Annotated in this window: 33 protein-coding genes and 5 pseudogenes; 11 read left to right on the top strand and 27 right to left on the bottom strand. The window is 69.3% G+C overall.

What is annotated here, in order from left to right:
* Positions 1-135 precede the first annotated feature (135 nt).
* From LP418_RS14080 to LP418_RS14055, 6 genes are all read right to left on the bottom strand, one after another.
* Positions 136-480, bottom strand: a complete 345-nt coding sequence (locus tag LP418_RS14080) for a DUF6114 domain-containing protein (RefSeq protein WP_257956747.1) — start codon at positions 478-480, stop codon at positions 136-138.
* Between the two features lie 148 nt (positions 481-628).
* Complete coding sequence (locus tag LP418_RS14075; RefSeq protein ID WP_257956746.1) at positions 629-955, bottom strand: hypothetical protein; 327 nt, start codon at positions 953-955, stop codon at positions 629-631.
* 14 nt (positions 956-969) lie between these two features.
* Positions 970-1,290, bottom strand: coding sequence for a DUF6230 family protein (locus LP418_RS14070; RefSeq protein WP_257956745.1), 321 nt, complete (start codon positions 1,288-1,290; stop codon positions 970-972).
* A complete protein-coding gene (locus LP418_RS14065) occupies positions 1,281-2,162 on the bottom strand; it encodes a DUF6230 family protein (protein ID WP_257956744.1) in 882 nt (293 codons plus the stop codon). The genes LP418_RS14070 and LP418_RS14065 overlap by 10 nt, the downstream gene beginning before the upstream one ends.
* A 148-nt stretch (positions 2,163-2,310) precedes the next feature.
* Positions 2,311-2,871: a DUF6114 domain-containing protein gene (locus LP418_RS14060; protein WP_257957043.1), complete on the bottom strand. Its 561-nt coding sequence runs from the start codon at positions 2,869-2,871 to the stop codon at positions 2,311-2,313.
* Between the two features lie 107 nt (positions 2,872-2,978).
* Complete coding sequence (locus tag LP418_RS14055) at positions 2,979-3,593, bottom strand: hypothetical protein (protein ID WP_257956743.1); 615 nt, start codon at positions 3,591-3,593, stop codon at positions 2,979-2,981.
* 139 nt (positions 3,594-3,732) lie between these two features.
* On the opposite strand from LP418_RS14055, the gene LP418_RS33465 reads away from it, so the two are divergent.
* Both LP418_RS33465 and lepB read left to right on the top strand, forming a co-directional pair.
* On the top strand, positions 3,733-4,041 hold the full coding sequence (locus LP418_RS33465; RefSeq protein ID WP_442940199.1) for a S26 family signal peptidase: 309 nt from the start codon (positions 3,733-3,735) through the stop codon (positions 4,039-4,041).
* The gene (lepB, locus tag LP418_RS14050; RefSeq protein WP_257956742.1) at positions 4,038-4,463 is read left to right on the top strand and encodes a signal peptidase I; all 426 of its coding nucleotides are present in this window, start codon (positions 4,038-4,040) and stop codon (positions 4,461-4,463) included. Before LP418_RS33465 ends, lepB begins: the two co-directional genes overlap by 4 nt.
* A gap of 392 nt (positions 4,464-4,855) precedes the next feature.
* Here the strand turns inward: lepB and LP418_RS14045 are convergent, their stop codons facing one another.
* The 9 genes and pseudogenes from LP418_RS14045 to LP418_RS14010 all read right to left on the bottom strand — a co-directional run bounded on the left by LP418_RS14045 (position 4,856) and on the right by LP418_RS14010 (position 8,826).
* Positions 4,856-4,990 (bottom strand): hypothetical protein, encoded by a 135-nt coding sequence (locus tag LP418_RS14045; RefSeq protein WP_257956741.1) that lies wholly within the window; start codon positions 4,988-4,990, stop codon positions 4,856-4,858.
* On the bottom strand, positions 4,975-5,613 hold the full coding sequence (locus tag LP418_RS14040; protein ID WP_257956740.1) for a TetR/AcrR family transcriptional regulator: 639 nt from the start codon (positions 5,611-5,613) through the stop codon (positions 4,975-4,977). The genes LP418_RS14045 and LP418_RS14040 overlap by 16 nt, the downstream gene beginning before the upstream one ends.
* The gene (locus LP418_RS14035; RefSeq protein WP_257956739.1) at positions 5,543-5,728 is read right to left on the bottom strand and encodes a hypothetical protein; all 186 of its coding nucleotides are present in this window, start codon (positions 5,726-5,728) and stop codon (positions 5,543-5,545) included. The genes LP418_RS14040 and LP418_RS14035 overlap by 71 nt, the downstream gene beginning before the upstream one ends.
* A gap of 85 nt (positions 5,729-5,813) precedes the next feature.
* Complete coding sequence (locus LP418_RS14030; protein WP_257957042.1) at positions 5,814-6,014, bottom strand: hypothetical protein; 201 nt, start codon at positions 6,012-6,014, stop codon at positions 5,814-5,816.
* The gene (locus tag LP418_RS14025) at positions 5,959-6,219 is read right to left on the bottom strand and encodes a hypothetical protein (RefSeq protein ID WP_257957333.1); all 261 of its coding nucleotides are present in this window, start codon (positions 6,217-6,219) and stop codon (positions 5,959-5,961) included. Before LP418_RS14025 ends, LP418_RS14030 begins: the two co-directional genes overlap by 56 nt.
* A gap of 30 nt (positions 6,220-6,249) precedes the next feature.
* Positions 6,250-6,309 (bottom strand): annotated as a pseudogene (locus LP418_RS33460) (hypothetical protein); the annotation flags it as partial.
* Positions 6,310-6,527: 218 nt separating this feature from the next.
* Positions 6,528-7,199 carry a DUF4393 domain-containing protein gene (locus LP418_RS14020; protein ID WP_257956738.1) on the bottom strand — a complete coding sequence of 224 codons (672 nt, stop codon included), beginning with the start codon at positions 7,197-7,199 and terminating at the stop codon, positions 6,528-6,530.
* The gene (locus LP418_RS14015) at positions 7,172-7,492 is read right to left on the bottom strand and encodes a hypothetical protein (protein WP_257956737.1); all 321 of its coding nucleotides are present in this window, start codon (positions 7,490-7,492) and stop codon (positions 7,172-7,174) included. The genes LP418_RS14020 and LP418_RS14015 overlap by 28 nt, the downstream gene beginning before the upstream one ends.
* On the bottom strand, positions 7,489-8,826 hold the full coding sequence (locus tag LP418_RS14010) for a hypothetical protein (protein WP_257956736.1): 1,338 nt from the start codon (positions 8,824-8,826) through the stop codon (positions 7,489-7,491). Before LP418_RS14010 ends, LP418_RS14015 begins: the two co-directional genes overlap by 4 nt.
* A 144-nt stretch (positions 8,827-8,970) precedes the next feature.
* Between LP418_RS14010 and LP418_RS14005 the strand changes: the two are divergent.
* The 5 genes and pseudogenes from LP418_RS14005 to LP418_RS13985 all read left to right on the top strand — a co-directional run bounded on the left by LP418_RS14005 (position 8,971) and on the right by LP418_RS13985 (position 11,171).
* Positions 8,971-9,512: pseudogene (locus tag LP418_RS14005) on the top strand (cysteine hydrolase family protein).
* Positions 9,509-9,808 (top strand): hypothetical protein, encoded by a 300-nt coding sequence (locus LP418_RS14000; RefSeq protein WP_257956734.1) that lies wholly within the window; start codon positions 9,509-9,511, stop codon positions 9,806-9,808. Before LP418_RS14005 ends, LP418_RS14000 begins: the two are co-directional and overlap by 4 nt.
* Positions 9,809-9,859: 51 nt before the next feature.
* Positions 9,860-10,114, top strand: a complete 255-nt coding sequence (locus LP418_RS13995) for a hypothetical protein (protein ID WP_257956733.1) — start codon at positions 9,860-9,862, stop codon at positions 10,112-10,114.
* A complete protein-coding gene (locus tag LP418_RS13990; RefSeq protein WP_257956732.1) occupies positions 10,062-10,451 on the top strand; it encodes a carbohydrate kinase family protein in 390 nt (129 codons plus the stop codon). Before LP418_RS13995 ends, LP418_RS13990 begins: the two co-directional genes overlap by 53 nt.
* 216 nt (positions 10,452-10,667) lie before the next feature.
* Positions 10,668-11,171: a pentapeptide repeat-containing protein gene (locus tag LP418_RS13985; protein ID WP_257956731.1), complete on the top strand. Its 504-nt coding sequence runs from the start codon at positions 10,668-10,670 to the stop codon at positions 11,169-11,171.
* On the opposite strand, the gene LP418_RS13980 is transcribed toward LP418_RS13985, so the two are convergent.
* Positions 11,145-11,813: a hypothetical protein gene (locus LP418_RS13980; protein WP_257956730.1), complete on the bottom strand. Its 669-nt coding sequence runs from the start codon at positions 11,811-11,813 to the stop codon at positions 11,145-11,147. The two genes, LP418_RS13985 and LP418_RS13980, sit on opposite strands and share 27 nt — an antisense overlap.
* Entirely contained in the window at positions 11,740-11,979 is a 240-nt protein-coding gene (locus tag LP418_RS13975) for a hypothetical protein (protein WP_257956729.1), read from the bottom strand. The genes LP418_RS13980 and LP418_RS13975 overlap by 74 nt, the downstream gene beginning before the upstream one ends.
* An 89-nt stretch (positions 11,980-12,068) precedes the next feature.
* On the opposite strand from LP418_RS13975, the gene LP418_RS13970 reads away from it, so the two are divergent.
* Positions 12,069-13,907: an acyltransferase family protein gene (locus tag LP418_RS13970; RefSeq protein WP_257956728.1), complete on the top strand. Its 1,839-nt coding sequence runs from the start codon at positions 12,069-12,071 to the stop codon at positions 13,905-13,907.
* 130 nt (positions 13,908-14,037) lie between these two features.
* Entirely contained in the window at positions 14,038-14,175 is a 138-nt protein-coding gene (locus tag LP418_RS13965) for a hypothetical protein (protein WP_257956727.1), read from the top strand.
* 2 nt (positions 14,176-14,177) lie between these two features.
* Here LP418_RS13965 and LP418_RS13960 read toward each other — a convergent pair whose 3' ends face one another.
* From LP418_RS13960 to dnaK, 5 genes and pseudogenes are all read right to left on the bottom strand, one after another.
* Positions 14,178-14,597 (bottom strand): heat shock protein transcriptional repressor HspR, encoded by a 420-nt coding sequence (locus LP418_RS13960; protein WP_257956726.1) that lies wholly within the window; start codon positions 14,595-14,597, stop codon positions 14,178-14,180.
* Positions 14,598-14,681: 84 nt separating this feature from the next.
* Entirely contained in the window at positions 14,682-15,770 is a 1,089-nt protein-coding gene (locus LP418_RS13955; protein ID WP_442940198.1) for a DnaJ C-terminal domain-containing protein, read from the bottom strand.
* Between the two features lie 7 nt (positions 15,771-15,777).
* On the bottom strand, positions 15,778-16,161 hold the full coding sequence (gene grpE / locus LP418_RS13950; protein WP_257957041.1) for a nucleotide exchange factor GrpE: 384 nt from the start codon (positions 16,159-16,161) through the stop codon (positions 15,778-15,780).
* Positions 16,107-16,391, bottom strand: a complete 285-nt coding sequence (locus LP418_RS13945) for a hypothetical protein (protein ID WP_257957332.1) — start codon at positions 16,389-16,391, stop codon at positions 16,107-16,109. Before LP418_RS13945 ends, grpE begins: the two co-directional genes overlap by 55 nt.
* A gap of 29 nt (positions 16,392-16,420) precedes the next feature.
* Positions 16,421-18,297, bottom strand: a pseudogene (dnaK, locus tag LP418_RS13940) (molecular chaperone DnaK).
* 207 nt (positions 18,298-18,504) lie between these two features.
* Here dnaK and LP418_RS13935 point away from each other — a divergent pair.
* Positions 18,505-19,185 carry an SGNH/GDSL hydrolase family protein gene (locus LP418_RS13935; RefSeq protein ID WP_257956725.1) on the top strand — a complete coding sequence of 227 codons (681 nt, stop codon included), beginning with the start codon at positions 18,505-18,507 and terminating at the stop codon, positions 19,183-19,185.
* Between the two features lie 18 nt (positions 19,186-19,203).
* Positions 19,204-19,443, top strand: a complete 240-nt coding sequence (locus LP418_RS13930) for a hypothetical protein (protein WP_257956724.1) — start codon at positions 19,204-19,206, stop codon at positions 19,441-19,443.
* Between the two features lie 42 nt (positions 19,444-19,485).
* Here LP418_RS13930 and LP418_RS13925 read toward each other — a convergent pair.
* The 5 genes and pseudogenes from LP418_RS13925 to LP418_RS13905 all read right to left on the bottom strand — a co-directional run bounded on the left by LP418_RS13925 (position 19,486) and on the right by LP418_RS13905 (position 22,570).
* Positions 19,486-20,977: pseudogene (locus tag LP418_RS13925) on the bottom strand (CoA-acylating methylmalonate-semialdehyde dehydrogenase).
* Between the two features lie 8 nt (positions 20,978-20,985).
* On the bottom strand, positions 20,986-21,150 hold the full coding sequence (locus LP418_RS13920; protein WP_257956723.1) for a hypothetical protein: 165 nt from the start codon (positions 21,148-21,150) through the stop codon (positions 20,986-20,988).
* A 129-nt stretch (positions 21,151-21,279) separates the two neighbouring features.
* Positions 21,280-22,161 (bottom strand): aminotransferase class III-fold pyridoxal phosphate-dependent enzyme, encoded by an 882-nt coding sequence (locus tag LP418_RS13915; RefSeq protein ID WP_257956722.1) that lies wholly within the window; start codon positions 22,159-22,161, stop codon positions 21,280-21,282.
* A pseudogene (locus LP418_RS13910) lies at positions 22,116-22,214 on the bottom strand (hypothetical protein); the annotation flags it as partial. The pseudogene LP418_RS13910 and the gene LP418_RS13915, both read right to left, overlap by 46 nt.
* 221 nt (positions 22,215-22,435) lie before the next feature.
* Positions 22,436-22,570: a hypothetical protein gene (locus tag LP418_RS13905; protein WP_257956721.1), complete on the bottom strand. Its 135-nt coding sequence runs from the start codon at positions 22,568-22,570 to the stop codon at positions 22,436-22,438.
* Positions 22,571-22,665: the final 95 nt, after the last annotated feature.

Below are 22,665 nucleotides of genomic sequence, written 5' to 3'. Positions count from 1 at the left end.
CTTGGGGCATTCCGGCATGGCCGCGTGGGCCGCAGACGACTTCTCGGGATCGAGTGCTGGCGCGACCGGGGGAATGGCAGCCCGGGAGGACCAGCACGAACAGGAGCACCAGCCGTTGGCGACGTACGGCAAGGTTCACGTCGTGTCCTCGCCGTGCGTGCTGTCGTCGGAGACGCTCCGCGTGCCCTTGGCACGGCGCGGCTTCTTCTCCCCCCGGGCCCAGATCATCGATCCGCCGATGATGCCGAGCACCGTGCCGACGAGGTAGCCGCCCGGGTTGGCCGCGACGAACGCGATCAGGGCAACCGCGAAGGCGAGGATGCCCACGAGTCCCTTGTAATGCGGGGCGACCCGGGCCGTGAGTCCGAAAAGGACCAAGGCGCCGCCGAGCGTGTAGCCGGCGGAGTAGTTCCAGCCTCCGCTGATGGCCAGTCCGAGGCCGAAGTCCATGGCCCGGATGATCCAGATGCCCGCGAGCATCGTCCACAGTCCACCCCAGAAGGGGCGCGTGCGCCGGAAGCGCGGAACCACGCCCGGGCATGCACCAGCGCTCCGAGCGTCCGTGACCATTGAGCGGTCGGAGAGAGGTCGGGCGTGGATTCGTCGGTCATGGTCGTCTCAGTCTCATTCATGGGGTTGTTGCCTCGAGAGCACAATCTGCACGGGTGGCGACACCCCTGATCGAGCGCACGCGCAGGCCGGGGAGCTTCATTCCGCCCGCCATCTCGATGCCGAAGGAGCCGCCGTCGAGCTGGCCCGGGTTCATCCGTTCGGCCATCAGTCCGCTCTGTCCGTCCTGAGGGGCGCTACCGCCGCCGCTGGTCTGCCGGGCCAGACCGGCCGTTGCTGCCGCATCGGGGGCGTTCTGGCCGACATTCATGCCGGCGAACTTGTTGCCGAACGCTTCGATCTTGTCCGTGCTCATGTACATGTCCGAGACGTCGACGGCATCCACCGGGCTCTGGCCGGTCAGGGAGACCGTTGGCGTCGAGCTCGATCGGATCGCCGTTTGCATCCGTGGCGTCCAGGGGCACTGTGGTCGAACGACGCCTTGACGGGCACGCCCCCGGTGATGATCACCGACGTGGTGCCGATCGGCCCCAACTCCTGCGTGGTGATCAGGCACAGCCCGGCAAGCTTCGCGTTCTTGAAGCCGATCTCAGTCACCCCGATGTTGTCGGTCGGGCCGGTGCCGTTGTTCGGGGCCGTGAAGGCTGCGCCGTACACACCCTGCACGTAGTTCGAGTAGACCTTGAAGTGCTGGTCGCTGGTCGTGATGTTCACTGCCATGGCGGTCGAGGACACCGGGGACTGAATGACCATGAGCGCAGCAAATCCGGCGGCGACGGCAGGCGCGACGCGCCGTCGCGTGCCGAAGTTGCCGTGCTCACTTCGGGCGCCTCGTCGGTCAGCGCGGGACACCACGGCTCAGGAGCAATCGTTTTGGGTCTTGGCACCCCCGGACGACGCGCAGGTTCAGCTTGGGCAGGGTGATGTCGCCGGCCGGGTTGAGCCCGTAGCCGGCACCGCCCAGCGCAGCCACGTTGAGCCGATCGGTGTAGAGACCGAAGGTGCCTGCGGTCGGGTTGGCTGCACCCGGCCAGCTGAGTCCGGCAGAGGTGGCAACGGTGTCTGCAGACTGTCCGAGGTTCATGCCCCTGGATCAGGTTTCCGAACCCGCTGATCTCCGTCGTGTTCAGGAAGAGGTTGTTGGCGCTGATCGCCTGCGCCGCGCTCGTGCCGTTGAGGCTGCCCGTCACGGTGTCGGTGGTGACGCCGGCCGGGACGCCGGTCCCGGTGAAGGCAGTCGTGTCCGGCACCGCCCGGCCAGCCGTGATCATGAGTGAGTAGTCGCCCGGGACCCCGAGTGACTCAGTCGTGATCGCGCAGAAGCCGGCGAGCTTCGCGGTCTTGATGCCGAGCTCGGCCACCCCGACCTGCGGCGCGGACGCCTTGGACGAGGGCGCGAGGTAGGCCGCTGCCTTCTGGGCGTCGAGGTAGTTGGAGTAGATCTTGATCTGGGAGTTGCCGGTGGTGAAGTTCACCGCCAGCACGCTCTGGTAGACCATGGTGCCCAGCACGCCGAGCAGCGCGAAACCCAGCCCGACCAGTGGCAGTCCCCGCTTGCGGGTGCCGGTGCGCTCAGCTGAGGCATCCAGCATGAGGTTGTTGTGGTCGGCGGCGCGTTCTGCGCAGCGCACTCACTCGATCTCCGGTCGCCTGCGCAACTCGGTGGCGCAACGACGTGCGGGCGTCGACGCGCTTACCAGATGTGGTCATGGTGCTCCCATTTCTCCCCGGTCGGCGTGATCACGCCGACCGCTCCCCAAACCTCACGCCGTGATCGTTCACGGCGGCTCCCCGAGAATTCGGTGCGACTACTTGGCGGCCTTGGCCGATCGGCGGGCGGCCCGACGCTCGTCGCGCGACGCCATCTTCGCCAGCTGCTTCTCGGAGTAGGGCGTCCAGGGCGAAGCACAGGCCGGCACCGATGATGCCGAGTGTCATCCCGACGACGAAGCCACCGAGGTTGGCCAGCGGCAACGACGCCACGGCCAGCAGCGCCGCGAAGATCGCCGGGAACATGCGCTGGCTCGGCGCCACCATGCACACCGGGGCCGCGATCATGATGCCGCCGCCCGAGAAGACCGGCAAAAACGCCGGCAACCCCGTTTGGACGAAGAAGCTGGCATTGCCGCCGACAACCGGATCAAGAATCAGGTAGCCGCCAAGTGCCAACACGAGCGAGCCCCAGAACGGCCCGGTCTTGCGGAAGTGTGCGAATCGGGCGCGAACACGCGCGAGGAGTCCACCGGCCCGGGGCGGCGGCCGCCTCCGGCGTCTCGTCGGTGCGGGTGGCTGCGGGCTCAGTCATCAGGTCCATCTTCGTCTCAGCTCATCTGCTTGTCTGCGGAACCGCGGGCGGTGTGGTCGAGGAACGAGGTCCTCGACCACACCGCACAGCGCTGGTCAGGAGATCAGCAGGTCGGCGCGGTGGCGCTCTTGGCCGTCTTGATCGCGAGGGTGGTCAGTCCCGACAGGCCACCCGGCAGGTCGGCACGGTAGGCCGTCGCGCTCAGGTCGTTCATGACGGTCTGGTTGGTCGCGTCACCGTTGGCGGTGAGCGCGAATCCCGACCCGTTACCAGCGGTGTCGTAGCCGGTGTCGCCGTCACTCCACCCGGCCAGCGACGAGGCGCCGCTCTGCGTGGCGCCGACGACGATCGCGCCGCCGATCTTCGTGCCGGCCCCGTTGGCGCTGAGCTCAGCCGCGTTGAGCAGGGTGTCACCGAGGACGAAGTTGGTGCCGCCCGGGCAGAAGGCGACGCTGACGTCGCCGACGACCGGGATGTTCTTGGTGACGGCCATGCCGAGGCCGTTGGCCGAGGCGCCAGACACAGCAGCGACCGCGCTGGACTTGCTGCCCGCCGTCGTGGCGGGACCCGCGAAACCGGGACGGACCGAGAGGTCCGTCGCCGACAGGCTGGGCGACGTGAGCTTGAAGGAGTCGGCCGACGCGAAGGCCGCGCCCACCATTCCGTTGAGGACGGCAACGCCGAGTCCGGCGCTCAAGACCGTCGCGGGGACCGTCACGGCTGCGAAACGACCGAGGCGGGTGCGACCCATACCCTGCTTGTTCATTTGTTTCCCTCCCGGGAATCGGCTTGTCGCCCATCCGGTACGGGCGAAGCCACTGGACACACTAGGTGCCGCTGCCGAGGCTGTCTACAAAATGATGCAAAATGTCGTTCACTTGACGAAACTGCCTCAACGTCAACCAGAATCCACTATGGTTTGGGCTCGTTCTACTCACCCCCGGAGGGTCATCATGCGGTTTCATGACGAGCGCGGCTCGGCGATCCTGCGCGGGCTGGGTTGGGTACTGACAGCAGTCGTCCTGAGTGCACTGCTCGTCATAGCCGCGGCGTTCACGAGCTCGGTCGTGGTGCAGGGCGACAGCATGGAGCCGACAGTCACGACCGGCGATCGAATCGTCGTGAATCCTTTCGGGGGGCACTACGGAGCGCTTCGACATCGTTGAGGGGCTCGTTCGCCGGTTTCGAGGGAAGCGCGGTCATCAAGCGGGTGATCGGACTTCCGGGGGACAGCGTCAGCGTCGAGACGCCGCAAGGCGACCGACCGACCGTGCTGGTGCGGCCTGCCGACGGGAGCGGCACCTTCACGGTGAACAATCCCCGGTGGCGTGGCCGGGTGGGCACACGCGTCCTTGGCTGCTGCAGCAGTGACGGCAGCGCGGGCAAACGGAGCCAAACACGCTGGAGCACCGTGCCCGACGACTCCTACTGGGTCATCGGCGACAACTGGGGTGGCTCCGACGACTCACGCACGTACGGCTTCATGAAGACGAGCGACATCCGTGGCGTCGCCATCTGGCGGCTGACGCCCCTGCCCTCCTTCGGCCTTCTCGAGAACGCCGACATCTCGCTGGATCCGGCTCCATGACGCAACCGGAGGCAGGATCCATGACTGGCGCGACCATGCCACACGGTGGCGTAAGGCTCTTTCGCTTTCTCCTGATCGGCACTCCGGGCCCGGTCGTGTCACTCATACTTGCGGCCGGCATCTTCCTCGGCTGGTTTCCGTTGGCACTCTCCGGCACGATGCCCATCACGATGTCGGTGTCCCACGGGACTGCTGACAGCTTGCTGATCGGGGTGGGGTCGGACACCAGCGTGACCCGCCTGTCCCCGACGGACTCCGCTCGCGGCGCTGCCATGGTCGACATCACAGATGGACAGCTGGACGACCTGTGCCTCCCCGGTGCGGGCCGACATCCCCCTGTTGGGGCGCTGGGGCAGCCTCAAGGTCACGTCTCCGGACTCGGTCCGGCTCGGTCAGGTGACGCTCGCGGCAAGCAGCTTGAAGACCGGACAGCTCGACACCGGTCCGATGGTGATCGGGCAGCCTTCCACCCGGGCCGTCGAAGACCCGGGGGTGATCGGGCATGGCGTCTTCACGATGTCGAGCACCGGTGACGACGCCGCCGACATGAACGACACGGATGCCGACGTCTACGGCCTCGTTCTCCGTGACGGCATGCGGTTGTCCTCAGCAGCCGTTCGCGCCGCGTGGGGCGATCAGACCTGCTGAAGCTCAGCTGACGGGCCCGGGCTGGAGGCCCAGTGGTCATGGCGAGGATCCCGTCGACCATGCGCCCACGATCGAGGTCGGTGGGCGTGACGAGCTGTCCCGGGATGAAGCGGACGGTGTGCTCGGTGCTCACCTCGACCGCTTCCCGGTCGAGCTTCGGCCACCGCTCGAGGAGGAGCTGAACGACCTGCTCGCGCACCGGCTTGACGATGGCGTCGGAGTGCACCGTCAACAGTGGGATCAGACCGTCGGTCGATCCCGCCCGCGCGTCGGCGACCATGCGAGTCAGGACCCGGTGCTCGACGACCTCGTCGAGCATCCACATGATCGAGGCGCGCATCGCGACGTCGAGGCTCTCGCCCGCGTCCATCCGCTCCTCGAACCCCGCAATGAAGCGGTCCTTCTCTCGCTCGTAGAGCGCCGGGACGAGGTCATCCTTGGAGCCGAACTCGTTGTAGATGGTCTGCCGACTGACGCCGACCACCTCGGCGAGGTCGGCCATCCGCACCCGGCTCCACGAGACCTCGGTGGCCTTGGCCCAGAGCCGCGTCGAGGATGGACGAGCGCAGCAGGCCCTGCACCCGGTCGTGGAACAGCCCGCCTGCTGACTCAGTCATACGTGAATCGTGACATGGCCCGTCTGGTCACAAAGAACTGAAGTGGCCCGGTGTGACCAGACGCTCAGCTGGCCGGGTCACGAGATCAGACGGGACTGCCGTCCAGTGACTGCTCCACCATGTGCACGATCGTGTCGATCAAGACGTCCTCCGGAAAGTCGCTCGGCACGATCACCATGCTCATCACGAGCCGGATCACGAGCTCCACCGGGATCGTGGCGCGATCGGGGTCACCAGAGGGCCACCGCGACTCGAAGTAGTCGCTGAGCGCGGCGCGCGCCGGCAGCAGGATGTGGTGGGCGTTGACCGTCAGCAGCGGCAGGAGCGTCTCCCGTGCCGGCGTTGCCGGTCCGGGCGTCGCGCAGGGTGCGCTGCACCATCTCGTTGGCTCGCGCCTGCGCGAGGATCCAGACCACGCTCGCCCGGATGGCCTCACTGAAGCAGCCGGCTTCCTTGGTGGTCTCCGGGATGCCGACGGTGTAGGCAGCCATCTCGTGCTCGAACAGGGCCCGGCCGAGCCGGTCCTTGGAGCCGAACTCGTTGTAGATCGTCTGCCGGCTGACCCCGACGTCCTCCGCGATGTCGGCGATGCGGGACCTCGGCTCCAGTCGACCTTGTTGGCACGCGTCGCGGCCGCCGCGAGGATCGATTCGCGCAGAAGGGTGTGCATCCGGTCGCGGAAGCTGCCCTCCCCGCCCGCCCTCTTCTCAGCCACTGTCGTCATGCCAAGGAACTTTACACGCAGCGTGGTACGACAAACGTCGCGACCCCCTGATCGGACCGACCCTTTGCGGAGTCTTTACCCGGGACTCAAGCCTCGGGCTGTGCGTGGTCGGGCAGGTCCTTCGCATCTCCAGCGTCCACCAGCACGGCGCGGCAGAAGTCCTCGCCGAACGGCGTGAGGTTGATCGAGCGCCGCAACACCTTCGCGTGCCGCACCGACTTCATCGCCGCGATCACGTCGGGCTGGGCCTCGAGCACCCTGGTACTCCATCGGGTCCTTGACCAGCTCGCGCGAGAACCAGACCATGCCGAGGCGAAAGAGGTTGTGCAGGTAGGACGGCACCCGGTCGACGTAGCGACACCCCGCGCGCGGGCCGATCATCGTCAGCCCCGGCTTCACGAGGGTCGAGCTGACCATGCCCACCGCACCACCAGTGCGTACGTCGACACTCGGCTGCGGTCCGCCACGCATCAGCAGCACCAGCACCCGCGCCTCGTCGGGCGCGAGCTCGTCGAGGATGCGCTCGTAGGCCGGGTGTGCGGAATCGGTGCGCCACACGTCGCGGCTGCGCTCGAGCAGCTCGTTGCCCCGCTCGCGCAGGCTCGGGACGCGCCGCATCACCCGGTGGCCCGTCGACTGGAGCTGGCCGGCGAACTTCTGGCCCGGCGCGAGGACGGGGTCGGCCAGCTCGCCGAAGGAGTCGCCGATCTGGGCCGGGATCACCGGCAACGGCGCGCCTGCGGACACGCGCGCGTGACGTCGGAGACCGGGTGAGCGGTCTTGCCGACATCCTTGACCAGCGACTGTGCCTCTTCTCGGTCGGTGGTGGCCCGGGCAAGTCGGCCGGCGACCTTGGCCGACGTCATCAGGCCCCACTCGGTGCCGTGCAGCCACGTGGACGCCGCGAGCCGGGCGAGCCCGGGGACGTCGGTCATGCCCGGCCCGATCGGCTCGGGCACGTGCACGCTGTCCTCGACGGGCAGCTTGTCGCCGTACGCCGAATCGAGCTCGCCGGCAGTCACATCACGCTCGGTCGTCATCCGCCACCCACTCCAAAGATCGCCAAGTGAATCAACCCACCTGCAAACCCCATGATGGCGCCGTGGGCGTAAAGCATCCACTCGTCCTCCTTGAATGCCGACCGCATCATCTCGACGAACTCGTCCGGCGGCAGGGCCTTGGTGCGGGTCGAGAACATCTCCCGGATCCGCACGGACTGCAGCTTGCTGAACTCCGGGTCGTGGAACGGCCGGACGGTCTGGAGCATCGCCTCCTCGGCGAAGGACTCCTTGATGTTGTCGTAGGACTTGCGCCCGATGGCGATCCGGGCGGCCGCGCGCAGCGGGCCGGCGGCCTTGTCGATGGCCGGGCCGAGGGCCGTCACCAGCATCTGCCGGGTGCGGTCGCCGCGCGGACCGTCGAGGAGGAAGTCGCCGATCCGCTCGAGGGTGACGACCTCGTCGGCGATCAGCCGGGCGTAGATCTCCGCGGCCTCGTTCTGGCGCTTGAGGAACAGTCCGTGGAACTTGAAGCCCATGATCCGGGTCGGGACCAACGGCTCGAAGATCAGCCACATGCCGAGCTTGTTGGTGATCCAACCCACGAGGATGCCGAGGACGGGCAGCAGCCGGGCCCGGTGGAACCAGTGGTCGGCGAACGCGACCGGGATGCCGAGCAGGAAGCCGAAGATGGCACCGAAGTGGACCATCATCCGCAGCTCGTGGGCGCCGATGTCGCGGAAGACCCGGACGACGAGCTCGGGGTGCTCGCGGAAGTGGTTGATCACCATCAGCTTGGGGTCGAGCAGCTGATCGATGTGCTCGCCGATCTGGTCGGTCACCGACCGGGCCACGGCGGGGAGCTGCGTCTGGACCCGCGCGATGACGGCGCGCTTGCCCACCGCCGGCAGGTCACGCCACAGGGTCGGGTGCTCGCGTCGCATGACCGAGTCGACGAGCTCGGGGAGCTCGGGCTCGAAGACCCTGACGATGTGGTCGGCGATGCGGTCCGGCTCGAGCTGCTGGTAGAAGTCGGCCGGGGTGCCGATCTTGGCGATCGCCTTGTCCACGGCGATGCTGCCCATCTTGGCGGCACGGGCGGGGACGATGCCCTGCCAGCCGACGCCGCCGGTGAGCAGCCCCGGGATCTCCCGGATCTTGTGCGGCGCCTTGCGCGTCAGGTCGGCGAGGCCGCGCACCTGCCAGCCGTGGAAGTGGATCGGGAAGAACAGCATCCACAGACCGGTCAGGTTGATGAGCCAGCCGATCGCGGCGGTGAAGAGCGGGATCGACGCGAACGCCAGCCACTCCATCGGCTCGTCGATGCGCTGCAACGTCCAGTCGACGTGCAGCAACCAGTCCCAGAACTCTGACAAGGCACAACTCCCACTCCGGCAGTCGAACCTCCGGCCCGACAGGCGCACACTAGGCGATCCGAAGACAAATTGCCTCTGTTTGTCAAGAGTGTGGACACGGGCGCCCAGCGCGCCGGAACGGCGATTCCCTGACATCGTAGGCCCATGCATCCCGACGCCCGGCTGGTCGTGATCGACCCGCAGCGCATCTTCGCCGCCCCCGACAGCCCGTGGGGTTCGCCCATGTTCGCCGACATCCTCGATCCCGTGCACGGCGACTCGCCGCCGTCGCAGGGGACCGCACCGTGGTCACACGCTGGGTGGCCCCCGCCCCGGCGCACGGCAGCTGGGCGCCGTACCTCGAGGCATGGCCGTTCGCCGACGTGGCACCTGACGACCGGCTCTTCGACGTCGTCGACGAGCTGCAGGACCCGGCCGCCACGGTCGTCACCGCACCGACCTTCGGCAAGTGGCCGGCGTTGGAAGCGGTCACCGGCCCCACACCGCACCTCGTGCTGGCCGGCGTCGCCACCGACTGCTGCGTCATCTCGACCGCGCTCGCGGCCGCCGATGCCGGCGCCACGATCACGATCGTGTCCGATGCCTGCGCGGGTTCTACGCCGGAGAACCGGGCGGCGGCGCTGCACGTGATGGGGCTCTACCCGCCGCAGATCACCATCGCGACGGCCGCGGAGGTGCTGGCGTGACGAGGGTGATCCACACCGGCCGGGCCCCGGTCGACGTGGTGGTCGAGGTGCCCGACCTGCCCGAGCGCGGGCAGAACGTGATGGCGACGTCGGTCACCGACTACGCCGGTGGGGCCGTCACCGTGCTCGTCGCGGCCGCCCGGTTCGGTGCCGAGTGCGTGCACGCCGGGGCCCACGGGACCGGCCCGCACGGCGACCCCGGTCCGGCACGCGCTCGCCGACGAGGGCATCGGCCTGAGCGCCCCGCCCATCCCCGGTCACGACACCGGCATCTGCGTCGTCCTGATCGAGCCTGAGCGCCGAGCGCACGTTCTGTCACGACGCTGGGGGCCGAGCGCGAGATCACCGTGGAGTCGCTCGCCACGTCGGCGCCGAAGGCGGGCGACCTCGTCTGCGTGACCGGGTTCTCGCTCGCGCTCGCACAGACCGGCGAGCCCCTGCTCGCCCTGGCTGCGCACCCTCGACGAGGGCGTCGTGGTCGTCCCGGATCCGGGCTCTGCCTTTGCGGGCCTCTCCCCGCCGTACGCGAGGAGATGCTGGGGTTCACCGATGTCTGGTCGAGCAACCCGGGAGGAGGCCGCCGACATCCCGGGCACGCCTGAGGCCGACGACCTCGCGGCCGTGACCGCCGCGGTCGCTCCGCTGCTGCGCGGTGACGCGATCACGATCGTGCGCGACGGCGCCGCCGGCTGCGCGGTCTTCGCGGACGGCGAGACCACCGTCGTGCCCGGCTTCCCGCAGACACCGGTCGACACCAATGGCGCCGGCGACACCCACACCGGTGCGCTGATGGCGGAGGTCGCCGCCGGCACCGACTGGGTCGAGGGCTGCCGTCGCGCCAACGCCGCGGCGGCGATCAAGGTGACCCGCCGCGGTCCCGCGACGGCGCCGACGGCGGCCGAGGTCGACGCCTTCCTCGCGTCACAGGCGGTCGAGTGAACCTCCCCGTCCTGCAGGCCGACTGCACGCGGTGCTTCGCGTTGTGCTGCGTGCTGTTGCCCATGCAGAAGGGCGAGAGCTTCCCGGTCACCAAGCCCGGCGGGCGCCCCGTGCGACAACCTCACGGCCGACGACCGGTGCGGCATCCATGCCAACCTGACCGAGCAGGGCTGGTCGGGCTGTGTCGCCTTCGACTGCTTCGGCGCCGGCCAGCAGGTGTCGCAGGTGACCTACGCCGGGGTCTCGTGGCGCGAGCACGACAACCTCGGCGAGATGGCCGCCGTGCTGTCGGTGATGCGGCAGCTGCACGAGGTGCTCGCGCTGCTCGACGAGGCCGTACGCCGCAACGAACCCTCCGCCGCCACCCGGCTCGAGCGCATCGTCGACCTGATCGGGCGCACGCCCGAGGAGCTGCTGACCATCGACATCGACGAGCTGCGAGCCGACGTCGGCGGAGTCCTCACGGCCACCAGCCGCGCCGTCCGTGCGGGCTGGCCCGACGCGCTCGACCTCGCGGGGCAGGACACGGCCGGGCGCGACCTGCGTTCTCTCGACCTGCGTGGCGCCGCGCTTCGCGGCGCGACCATGCTCGGCGTCGACCTGCGCGAGTGCGACCTCACCGACGCCGACCTCCTCGGCGCCGACCTGCGCGGCGCGGACCCTGCGGGGCCGACCTGTCAGGCGCGCTGTTCCTCACCGTCGCGCAACGCGGCGTACTGAGGACCTGACGTTGTGGCGGTGAGGATGCCGGCCTCCCGGGCTGCGGTGACGGCCGTGAGCCGATTGGTGACGCCGAGCTTGCGATAGATGTGCTCGAGGTGCTTGCTGGCGGTGCGCGGCGCCATCTCCGAGGCGGAGCGCGATCCCGTAGGCGGTGTGCCCGTCGGCCAGATGGCGGAGCACGGCGAGCTCAGTCGCGGTGAGGCCGGACCTGTCAGCAGATCCGCAGCTCACGGCGCCGTACGCCACGGGGCCGGTGAGCAGGTACAGGCCGCGGATCAATCCCCGGAGGTGGCCGGCGAGCTCGAGGTCGTCGTCCCGGAAGTCGTCGGTGGCACGGCTGAGGATGAAGGTTCCGTGCCTGCCGCCGTCCGGGAGATACGGAATCGACAGCTGCTGCTCGCCCCCGACCGGCTTGAGGTAGTCGTCGATGAGACGCCAGTCGCAGCTCGGCACGAGCGCCCCGGGCACCCGGCCCGTGCTCTGCGGCGCCGGGTCCCGGGTGATGACGAACCACTGCAGGAGCGGGTGCCGCATGAGGATTGGGTCGAAGTCGTGGTGGTAGCGCTCACCACCGTCCTCCGCCCAGATGGGAGTCAGGTGGGCGATGGCGGCGAGGTCGATCGACGGCCAGAGCTGCACGCCCGAGCGTCCGGAGTGCTCGCGCCAGTTCCGGGGAGATTGCCCCCACCGCGAACGTCCGGTTGAGCTGCGTCGCGATGGTCGCGACCGGGAACGCGTCCTGCGGCCGCTGGAGGAGGTCGCCGACGAGGTCGATCCACTCGACGATTCGACGGTCGGTCTTCATGGGCGCCTCCCAGCCCACATCACGCTACTCCGCGCCGCTACGCAGTTGTGCGTATATCCGGGGCCATACCCAAACCCGGACCATCAGGTATGGAGCCCCCGCTGCCTCCCCTGTCGCCCGGGCCCGACATCCGGGGCCTGCGTGCGATCGCCGTGGGAGTGGTGATCCTCGGCCATGTCCACCTGCCCGGCTTCGACGGTGGCTTCGTCGGTGTCGACGTGTTCTTCGTGCTGTCGGGCTTCCTGATCTCGTCCCTGCTCCTGCACGAGGCGACCACGACCGGACGGGTCAGGCTGGGCCACTTCTACGCCCGACGAGCGCGTCGGATCCTTCCTGCCGCCGGGCTCGTCCTGATGGCGACGGCGGTGTTTGCCGCCCTGCGGCTGCCACTCACCCGCGTCTCCGAGGTCGTCGACGATGTCAGGTCGGCGGCCCTGTTCACCGCCAACATCCACTTCTCCCGCCCGGGCACCGACTACTTCGAGGACACCCGTGCGGCCTCACCGGTCCAGCACATGTGGTCACTGGCGGTCGAGGAGCAGTTCTACCCGGTGTGGCCGCTGGTGGTGGCCCCGGTGTTCGCGCTGAGCTTGAAGCGCCGGCAACGGTTCACCCGGATGGTCGTGGGTCTCGCCCGGCTCGGCTCACTGGGATGGTCCGTTGCCCTGACGTCTGCCGAGCCGGTGGCTGCCTACTTCTCCTCCGTGACCCGCGCCCGGGAGCTGGCCACCGGCGCGTTGCTGGCGTTGGCCGGACATCAGCTGGTCCGCCTGCGCGCGTGGTCCCGCCGGGCTCTGGCACTGGGTGGCCTCGCCACCATCGGGCTGGCCGTCGTCACGTTCGACGCATCCACGCCGTTCCCGGGATGGCGCGCCGCGCTTCCCGTCCTCGGCACTGCGGCAGTCATCGCTGCGGGGGCAGGTGGGTCGATCGGGATGGCTCGCATCCTGACGGTCCGGCCGATGCGGTACGTCGGCGACCTCTCCTACTCGCTCTACCTGTGGCACTGGCCGGTGCTGGTGCTCGGGGCTTACGAGCTGGGTCACCCGCCCGGTGCGCTCGAGTCGGCGATGCTGGTCGTGGTGCTTTCGGGCGCCGCCGTACTCAGCTTCCATCTCCTCGAGGACCCGATCCGTCATCAGCGGTTCTCGGTCGTCCACGGGGTCCGGGCCTTGGCCCTCTGGCCGGTCACGCTGCTCCTCGTGCTGGGTACGGCGACGTGGGCCCACGCCCACGCGACGTCCGCCTTCGAGGCGCGGATCCGAGGCAACCCCGACCGAGTCCTCGACCCTGCGGTGGCCAGCGCCGCCGAAGGCGTCCACTCCGATCGACGGACCGAGAAGTTGGCGGAGCCCGACATCGGCCAGCTGATCCGGGACGCACTCGAGCAGGCGGACGCCGACCGTGCCATCCCGTTCCCGCTCGTCAACTTCGACAACCTGCGCCGCGACTCGTGGCACCTGAAGTACGCCTGCCACGCTGACTGGGAGCAGACCAGCTACAGCGTGTGCAACGAGGGCGACCGGCGGGCGACGCGCACCGTCGCGCTGTACGGCGACTCGCACGCCGGGATGTGGCTCCCGCCCCCCGGACCTGCTCGGCCAGTACCACGGCTTCAGGGTGGTGCCGCTGATGAAGATGGGGTGCGCCCCCTTCGACGTCGTCCAACTGCACCGCGGGCTGCCCCACCCGACCTGCACGCCCTTCCGGGCCCGGGCCCTGCGGCAGCTGCGCGACTTGCAGCCCGACGTGGTCGTGGTCGCCTATCGCAGCCTGCTGGAGATGGCTCCACCCGACGGCCAGACCGTGGACGGTGCATGGTCGTCCGGTGCGACGTCGAGCCCGGGCGCGGCTCCGTCGACTGTCGCCACGCGTCACAGTCATCTCAGACATCACCGCCCGCGACATTCGACCCGGCGACTGCCTGACCGCGCCGCGGTCGACGATGGCGACATGCACCCAGCGGGAACAGTCCGTCTCCACGACCGGCAACGCGCTCACCCGGGCTGCTGCGCAGCGCACCGGTGCTCGCTTCTGTCGATGTCACGGACCCGGTGTGTGCCGAGCACCGTTGCCCGCCTCGTCGCCGGCGGCGTGGTGGTCTACCGGGACGGTTCGCACATCTCATTGACACGGAGCCACGTCGTGGCGGCCGAGCTCGGTCGCCAGCTGGGCCTCTCCGGCCCGGCGGGTTGACGTCAGCTGGGGCGCCAGACCACGACCGACTGACCGGTCACGGAGTGACGGAGCACGGGCAGCGTGTTGGGGTGCGCGGTGCCGGCGGCGATCCGGGCCCGGCGCAGCGCCGCCCGGGTGACCTCGAGCTCGGCCTGCAGGTCCCGGTTGCGCAGACGCAACGCGGTCACCCGGTTGTCGAGGTCGAGGATGCGGCGTACGCCCTCGATGCCGATGCCGTGCGCAGTGAGGTCGGCGATCTCACGCAACAGCTCGAGGTCGTGGTGGGAGTAGCGTCGCCCACCACCGGCGGTGCGGCCGGGCGTGATGAGGCCCATCCGCTCGTAGGTGCGCAAGGTCTGCGGGTGCAGCCCGGTCAGCTCGGCGGCGACGCTGATGACGTAGACCGCCGCGTCGGGCGCAGGGCCGCCGAAACCCGTCATGACTGCGCGTCCGTCAGGAGCTTGGCACGCAGGGACGACGGGCCGGTGGCCGCGCGGTAGGCCTCGAGGGCCTCGCGCGCGGTGTCACCGAGGGTCGCCGGCACCTGTACGGCGACGGTCGCGAGCAGGTCGCCCACAGTGCCGTCCTTCCCCGGCGACGCCCTTGCCGCGCACCCGGAAGGTGCGGGCGTTGGGGGTGCCGGCCGGGATCTTCAACGTGACCGGCTGACCACCGAGCGTCGGGATCTTGATGTCCGCGCCGAGCGCGGCCTCGTCGAAGGAGACGGGCACCTCGATGGTGAGGTTGTCGCCGCTGCGGCCGAAGACCGGGTGCGAGCCGACGCGCACGGTGACGATCAGGTCGCCGGCGGGGCCGCCACTCTCACCCTTGCCGCCCTTGCCGCGCAGCCGGATCTTCTGGCCGTCCTTCACACCGGCCGGGATACGCGCCTGGATCGTCCGGGTCGACGGACCGTGGCCCGAGCCGTGGCAGGTGGGGCACGCCTCGTCGTACACGAGCTGACGACCGCCGCAGGCGGGGCAGGTCTCGTTCATCGAGAAGCCGCCCATGCCCGCGACGATGAACCCGGCACCCTCGCACGTGGGACAGATGTGCGGTCGGGTGCCCGGCTTGCCGCCGGTGCCCTTGCAGGTGGCACAGGGAGCGTCGGACGTCAGCCGCAACGAGATGGTCGTGCCGTTCAGGGCCTCCTCGAACGGCAGCGTGGTGCTGGCCTCGAGGTCTGCTCCCTTGGTCGGTCGCGGACCCCGGCGGTTGCGCTGCTGACCCGCACCGAACAGGTCGCCGAACATGTCCCCGAAGCCGCCACCGCCACCCGCGCCCCGGTCGCGCAGGAAATCGTTGACGTCGAAGCCGCCCCGGCCGGCGCCGCCCCGGTTGAACCCGGTGGGGAAGCCGCCGCCCGCGGAGACCGAGCGGAACTCGTCGTACTTCTTGCGCTTGTCGGCGTCGCCGATGACGTCGTAGGCCTCGGCGACCTTCTTGAAGACGTCGTGCTTCTTCGCGTCGTCCGGGTTGGAGTCGGGGTGGTTGGCGCGCGCGAGCCTGCGATAGGCCTTCTTGATCTCGTCGGCGCTCGCGTCCTTGGCCACGCCGAGGACGGCGTAGAAGTCCTTGGTGGCCCAGTCGTTGCGGAAACTGTTCTCAGCCACGCAGAGCTCAGCCCTCGGCCGGGTCGACCACGAGCACACGGGCGGCGCGCACGACCCGGTCGTTGATCTTGTAGCCGGCCTTCGCCACCACCTTGGCCGTGACGACCTCGACCTCGGGGTCGGCGCCCATGTGGCTCAGCGCCTCGTGCAGCGTCGGGTCGAAGGCGTCGCCGGGCTCGCCGAACCGGGTCAGCCCGAGGCCGGTCACGATCCGCTCGAGCTGCTCGGCGACCGCCTTGAGGCCACCCTCGAGCTCTCCGTGCTCGCGGGCGCGGTCGATGGTGTCGAGCACCTCGATGATCGGCTGGAGCACCTTGTACGTCGCATTGTCGGCGATCAGGGCCCGGTCACGATCGACACGGCGCTTGTAGTTGAGGAACTCGGCCTGCAGGCGCTGGAGATCGGCGGTCCCGCTCGACCAGCTGGTCGTCCGCCGACGGGGTCGGCTCGCCCTCGACCTCGGCGATGTCCCGGGGGCTCGAGCGGCCCGCCCTCCTCGAGAAGGTTGTCGACGCCGCTGATGTCCTCGGCGTGCGAGTCGATGTGCTCGCCGGCGGTCTCGGTGCCGGCCGAGGCCGAGGCGCCCTCCACGGGCACCTCGACCTCGGTCTCGTTGGCCATCTCGGCTGCCTCGTCCCCGAAGGATGAAGTCACTTGGACTCACCCTCGGCAGCGTCACCCTCGGTGGGCTCGTCGACGATCTCGGCGTCGACGATGTCGTCGTCGGCCCCGTCAGCAGAACCAGCCTCGTCGGCGCTGCTGGCGTCACCGGCGTTCTCGGCGTCCGCTGCGGCGTACATCGCGGCACCCATCTTCTGGCTGGACTCGCCGAGCTTGGTGACACCAGCGGTGAGGTCCTCGGCGGAGGCGTCCTCCTTGGCCGGGGTCTCCTTGAGCGAGTCGACGTCGCCCCGGACCTCGGTCTTGACGTCCTCGGGGATCTTCTCGGCGTTCTCGGCCGGGAACTTCTCGGTCGAGTAGACGAGGCTGTCGGCTTTGGTTGCGGACCTCGATGGACTCGCGACGCTTGGCGTCCTCCTCGGCGTACTGCTCGGCCTCCTTGACCATCCGGGCGACCTCGTCCTTGGAGAGGGCCGAACCGCCGGAGATCGTCATCGACTGCTCGCGACCGGACGCGTGGTCCTTGGCGGAGACGTGCACGATGCCGTTGGCGTCGATGTCGAAGGTGACCTCGATCTTCGGGATGCCACGCGGGGCCGGTGGCAGGCCGGTGAGCTCGAAGTTGCCCAGCGGCTGGTTCTGCGACCACAGCTGGCGCTCGCCCCGGGCGACCTTGATCTCGACCGACGGCTGGTTGTCGTCGGCGGTCGTGAAGATCTCCGAGCGCTTGGTCGGGATCGTGGTGTTGCGCTCGATGAGGTTGGTCATCACGCCACCCTTGGTCTCGATGCCGAGGGAGAGCGGGGTGACGTCGAGGAGCAGCACGTCCTTGACCTCGCCCTTGAGGACACCGGCCTGCAGGGCCGCGCCGATGGCGACGACCTCGTCGGGGTTGACGCCCTTGTTGGGCTGCTTGCCGCCGAGCAGCTCGGTGACGAGCTCGCTCACCGCGGGCATGCGGGTGGAGCCACCGACGAGCACGACGTGGTCGATCTTCGCGACCTCGACGCCGCCGTCCTTGAGCACGGACTTGAAGGGCTCGCGAGTGCGGTCGAGCAGGTCGGCCGTCAGCTTCTGGAACTCGCTGCGCGTCAGCTTCTCCTCGAAGTGCAGCGGGCCGCCCTCGCCGTGGGTGATGTAGGGCAGGTGGATCGTGGTCTCGCTCGAGGACGACAGCTCGATCTTGGCCTTCTCGGCGGCCTCCCCGGAGGCGCTGCTTGGCGATCTTGTCGGCCGCGAGGTCGACACCGTTGTTGTCCTTGAACTTCTTGACCATCCACTCGACGACACGGTTGTCCCAGTCGTCACCACCGAGGTGGTTGTCGCCGGAGGTCGCCTTGACCTCGACGACGCCCTCGCCGATCTCGAGCAGGGACACGTCGAACGTGCCGCCACCGAGGTCGAAGACGAGGATCGTCTGGTCGTCGCCCTTGTCAAGGCCGTAGGCCAGCGCGGCCGCGGTCGGCTCGTTGACGATGCGGGAGACGTTGAGGCCCGCGATCTCGCCAGCCTCCTTGGTCGCCCGGCGCTGGGCGTCGGAGAAGTAGGCCGGGACGGTAATGACGGCGTCGGTCACGGTCTCACCGAGGTAGGCCTCGGCGTCGCGCTTGAGCTTCTGCAGCACGAAAGCGCTGATCTGCTGCGGGGTGAACTTCTTGTCGTCGATGTCGACGGTCCAGTCCGTGCCCATGTGGCGCTTGACCGAACGGATGGTGCGATCGACGTTGGTGACGGCCTGCCGCTTGGCGACCTCGCCGACGAGGACCTCGCCGGACTTCGCGAACGCGACCACCGACGGGGTGGTGCGAGCGCCTTCTGCGTTGGCGATGACGGTGGGTTCGCCACCTTCGAGGACCGAGACGACGGAGTTCGTCGTACCGAGGTCAATGCCGACCGCACGAGCCATGGGGTGTACCTCCCGGGATACAAAGTCTGTTTGTCTGGAGCTGTCGCCATCCTGCCGCGACTGCGGCGATTCTGGCAAACAAGTTGAGTCGGATCAACTCAAGTCTGTTCACGGGGGTCAACGCAGGGTTCGCGGACGTTGTTCCGGCTGGGGGAAAGATTCTCCATTTGCCTTACGGCGCCTCGACCGGACGCGCAGACTTGCCCGGTGATCCTGCGACCGAGCCTGCACCACGTGCTGGTCGTGTTGCTCGCCGCGGTCCTGATCGCGGTCTTCTTCACGACCACCCGGGCCCGCGGTTCGGACGCCGCCCTGTGCGCCCGGCATGCCGTGGATGCTGCGGCTCGCGCGCGGATCGTCACGGGTGCCGGGGTCCCGGTCACCGTCATCGGCGACTCGTGGACGGTCGGGCTGGGACTCCCCGACCCGGGTCGGTCGTGGCCGTCCTCGCTTCCTGCCCGAGTGCGGGTCGCGGGCTTCTCCGGGTCCGGCTTCAGCCGAGGCGCGAGCCACTGCGGCGACCATGCCTTCGCGACCCGCGCCCCCGCTGCCCGCGGCGCCGGGCTCGTCATCGTCGCGGGCGGCCTCAACGACTTCGACCAGCCGACCGCGGACATCCGCGCCGGGTTCCGTTCGCTCATCGCGTCGCTCGGCTCTCGCCCTGTCGTGGTCGTCGGCCCGGCCTCCGCACCGTCTCGCGCCGCCTCCGTCGAGCGGGTCAACACGACGTTGGCCTCCCTGTCCGAGGAGTACGGCGTCGCGTTCATCGACACCAGCGCGTGGGCGCTCTCCTACCTGCCCGACCGGCTGCACCTGAGCGCCGCCGGCCACGCGGCGTACGGGCAGCGCGTCGCGGACGAGCTCGCGGCACGGGGCCTGCTCGGCTGAGGCCCCTAGGCTCCGGGCATGATCCGCCACACCGTCGCCTTCCGGCTCGTCCACCCGGCCGGCTCGGCCGAGGAGACCGACTTCCTCACCGCGGCCCGCGAGCTGGCGGCCATCTCGGGCGTCGAGCGCTTCGAGCAGCTGGCCCAGACGAGCACCAAGAACGACTTTGGATGGAGTTCCACTCGCACGAGTGGAACTCCATCGGGTGCTGAGCGTGGGCTCGCGTTCAGCCGCCTGAACTTCGACTCGTACGAGTGAAAGTTCAGGGCCGGAGCTCGGTGCCGGGTCTCAGGCGGCCGCTCAGGTGTGCTGCGGGAACCCCGGGTTCAGCCCGCCGTGCGAGGGGTCGAGCCAGCGCTGGGTGATCGCCTTCTCGCGGGTGAAGAAGTCGACGCCGTGCGGGCCGTAGGCCTTGGCGTCACCGAAGAGCGAGGCCTTCCAGCCGCCGAAGGAGTGGTAGGCGACGGGGACGGGGATCGGCACGTTGATGCCGACCATGCCGGCCTCGACCTCGCGCTGGAAGCGACGAGCCGCTCCCCGTCGTTGGTGAAGATCGCGCTGCCGTTGCCGTAGGGGCCGGAGTTGATCAGCTCGAGGCCTTCCTCGTAGCCGGAGACGCGGACGATCGACAGCACCGGGCCGAAGATCTCGTCGTTGTAGGCGTCGGAGGAGGTCGGCACCTTGTCGAGCAACGTCGGGCCCATCCAGAACCCCTCGGCATCGCCGTCCACCTCGTGCCCCCGGCCGTCGACGACCACGTCGGCGCCGTCGGTGGCCGCCACGTCGACGTAGGACGCGACCTTGTCGCGGTGCTCGCGGGTGATCATCGGGCCCATGTCGGTGCCTCGGGTGCCGTCGCCGATCTTCAGCGTGGCCATCCGTGAGGTGATCTTCTCGATCAGCGGGTCGGCGACCGAGTCGACCGCGAGCACGACGCTGACCGCCATGCAGCGCTCACCGGCGGAGCCGAAGCCGGCGTTGACGGCCGAGTCGGCGACCGAGGTCGAGGTCGGCGTCGGGCAGCACGAGCATGTGGTTCTTGGCGCCGCCGAGGGCCCCGGACCCGCTTGCCGTGGGCGGTGGCGGTCTCGTAGACGTGCCGCGCGATGGGCGTCGAGCCGACGAACGAGATCGCCGCGATGTCGGGGTGCGTCAGGATCGCGTCGACGGCCTCCTTGTCGCCGTGGACCACGTTGAAGACACCGGGCGGCAGGCCTGCCTCGGCCATCAGCTCGGCCATCCAGTTGGCCGCCGACGGGTCCTTCTCGCTCGGCTTCAGCACCACGCAGTTGCCGGTCGCGATGGCGATCGGGAAGAACCACATCGGCACCATGGCCGGGAAGTTGAAGGGGCTGATCACGCCGACCACGCCGAGCGGCTGCTTGAGCGAGAAGACGTCGACATCGGTGGAGACGTTCTCCGACATCGAGCCCTTGATCAGGTGCGGCAGCGAGCACGCGAACTCCACGACCTCGAGCCCGCGGGCGATCTCGCCGCCCGCGTCGGAGAGCACCTTGCCGTGCTCGGAGGTGAGGATCGCGGCCAGCTCGCCCTGCCTACTGGCGAGGAGCTCGCGGAACTTGAACATCACCGCCTGCCGCTTGGCGATCGAGGCCTGCCCCCACGAGGAGAAGGCCTTCCGGGCGACGGCGACGGCGTTGTCGACGTCGGCGGCAGAGGCGAAGCGGACGTGCTTCTGGACGACCCCGCGGGCGGGGTCGAAGACGTCGCCCATCCGGTCGGAGGAACCGGCGCTGGCGGCTCCGTCGATCCAGTGGTCGAGAACGGGCAGTTCTGTACTCATGACAGCTCCTTGGTGAGCAGGGTGAATGCGTCGTCGTAGATGGCCAGCGCCGCGTTGGCCTCGTCGTCGGTGACCACGCACGGTGGCACCACATGGATACGGTTGTCGGCCGGGAAGGGCAGCAGTCCCCGCTCGAGCAGCAGGGCCTTGGCGCGCCCCATCACGGCCGGCGCGACGGGCTCCCGGGTGTCGGGATCGGCGACGAGCTCGAGCGCCCAGAAGACGCCCCGGCCGCGCGCCTCCCCGATGAGCGCGTGCTTGTCGGCGAGCTCCGCAAGACCCGGAGCGAGTCAGGCGGCGCCGACCCGGGCAGCGTTGTCGACGATCCCCTCATCGGCCATGGTGTCGATCGAGGCAACGATGGAGGCCATCGCGAGCGGGTGCCCGCTGTAGGTCAGCCCACCCGGGAAGACCCGCTCGTCGAAGTGCTCGGCGATCGGGTCGGAGATGACCACGCCGCCCACCGGGACGTAGCCCGAGTTGACGCCCTTCGCGAACGTGATCAGGTCGGGGACGACGTCATAGGCATCGAAGGCGAACCAGTCGCCCGTGCGCCCGAAGCCGGCCATCACCTCGTCGAGGATGAGCATGATCCCGTGCTTGTCGGCCAGCGCCCGCACTCCCTCGAGGTAGCCCGGCGGCGGCATCAGCACGCCCGCCGTGCCGGGCACGGTCTCGAGCAGGATCGCGGCGATCGAGGTCGGCCCCTCGGCCTCGACGACCCGCCGCAGGTGCTGGAGCGCGCGCTCGGACTCCTCCTCCGGCGTGGTCGCCCAGAACTCCGACCGGTAGAGGTAGGGCCCGAAGACGTGCACATGCGCCCGGGCGTACTCGTTGGGCACGCGCCGCCAGTCGCCCGTCGCCACCACCGCTGAGCCGGTGTTGCCGTGATAGCTGCGGTAGGTCGAGACGACCTTGTCGCGGCCGGTGAACTGGCGCGCCATCCGGATGGCGTTCTCGTTGGCGTCGGCTCCCCCGTTGGTGAAGAAGACCTTGTGGAAGCCGTCGGGCGCGAGGTCGGTGATCCTCTGGCGGCCTCGCCCCGCGCGAGGTTGGCGGTCGGCGGGGAGATCGTGGTCAGGATCGCGGCCTGCTCTCGGATGGCCGCGACCGGGCGCGGGTGCTGGTGCCCGATGTTGACGTTGACGAGCTGGCTGGAGAAGTCCAGCCACTCGCGTCCGGCGTGGTCCCACACGCGGCAGCCGAGCCCGCCCGCCACCACCATCGGCGCGAGAGACCCCTGCGCCGACCACGAGTGGAAGACGTGCGCACGGTCCAGCTCGACGGCGCGGCGATCGAGGTCGTCGGTCATGTCAGTTTCCGCCCTCGGTGAGGGTGACGTCGATCGGAGCGAAGTCTGCGCCGTCGACGTCGACCCCTTCGTCACGCAGCTCGTCGAGGGCCTCCTCGACATATTCATTCGTGTACGCCGACTCGGGCGGCGCGTCACTGATGATGGTCGCTCCGGTCTCGTTCTCGGTGTTGAGGGCGATCTCGACCGTCTGGTCCCGGTGCGGCCTCGTCGATGACGCCGATGCCGTTGGTGGAGGGCCAGATCAGCTTGTTGATCTCGTTGGTCATCCACAGCTGGTGGCTGGTGCCGAGCTGCGAGCCTGCCGCGGTGACGGCCTCGGCGCCGGCCTCGGGGTTGTCGCGGACGTAGGCCCAGCCCTTGA

This window comes from Nocardioides sp. B-3 (assembly GCF_024703895.1).
Taxonomy (GTDB): domain Bacteria; phylum Actinomycetota; class Actinomycetes; order Propionibacteriales; family Nocardioidaceae; genus Nocardioides.
This window is presented reverse-complemented; position numbering and strand designations above follow the sequence as displayed.

Bases quoted from the DNA above. Each gene is read 5' to 3' on its own strand.
- LP418_RS14080 (WP_257956747.1), bottom strand. From the start codon at position 480: ATGCTCGCGGGCATCTGGATCATCCGGGCCATGGACTTCGGCCTCGGA.
- LP418_RS14070 (WP_257956745.1), bottom strand. From the start codon at position 1,290: ATGGCAGTGAACATCACGACCAGCGACCAGCACTTCAAGGTCTACTCG.
- LP418_RS14065 (WP_257956744.1), bottom strand. From the start codon at position 2,162: ATGCTGGATGCCTCAGCTGAGCGCACCGGCACCCGCAAGCGGGGACTG.
- LP418_RS33465 (WP_442940199.1), top strand. From the start codon at position 3,733: ATGATGCAAAATGTCGTTCACTTGACGAAACTGCCTCAACGTCAACCA.
- LP418_RS14040 (WP_257956740.1), bottom strand. From the start codon at position 5,613: ATGGCCGACCTCGCCGAGGTGGTCGGCGTCAGTCGGCAGACCATCTAC.
- LP418_RS14035 (WP_257956739.1), bottom strand. From the start codon at position 5,728: ATGACTGAGTCAGCAGGCGGGCTGTTCCACGACCGGGTGCAGGGCCTG.
- LP418_RS14025 (WP_257957333.1), bottom strand. From the start codon at position 6,219: ATGGCTGCCTACACCGTCGGCATCCCGGAGACCACCAAGGAAGCCGGC.
- LP418_RS14015 (WP_257956737.1), bottom strand. From the start codon at position 7,492: ATGACGACCGAGCGTGATGTGACTGCCGGCGAGCTCGATTCGGCGTAC.
- LP418_RS13990 (WP_257956732.1), top strand. From the start codon at position 10,062: ATGTCTGGTCGAGCAACCCGGGAGGAGGCCGCCGACATCCCGGGCACG.
- LP418_RS13975 (WP_257956729.1), bottom strand. From the start codon at position 11,979: ATGAAGACCGACCGTCGAATCGTCGAGTGGATCGACCTCGTCGGCGAC.
- LP418_RS13970 (WP_257956728.1), top strand. From the start codon at position 12,069: ATGGAGCCCCCGCTGCCTCCCCTGTCGCCCGGGCCCGACATCCGGGGC.
- LP418_RS13960 (WP_257956726.1), bottom strand. From the start codon at position 14,597: ATGACGGGTTTCGGCGGCCCTGCGCCCGACGCGGCGGTCTACGTCATC.
- LP418_RS13945 (WP_257957332.1), bottom strand. From the start codon at position 16,391: ATGGCCAACGAGACCGAGGTCGAGGTGCCCGTGGAGGGCGCCTCGGCC.
- LP418_RS13930 (WP_257956724.1), top strand. From the start codon at position 19,204: ATGATCCGCCACACCGTCGCCTTCCGGCTCGTCCACCCGGCCGGCTCG.
- LP418_RS13920 (WP_257956723.1), bottom strand. From the start codon at position 21,150: ATGGGGCGCGCCAAGGCCCTGCTGCTCGAGCGGGGACTGCTGCCCTTC.
- LP418_RS13905 (WP_257956721.1), bottom strand. From the start codon at position 22,570: ATGACCAACGAGATCAACAAGCTGATCTGGCCCTCCACCAACGGCATC.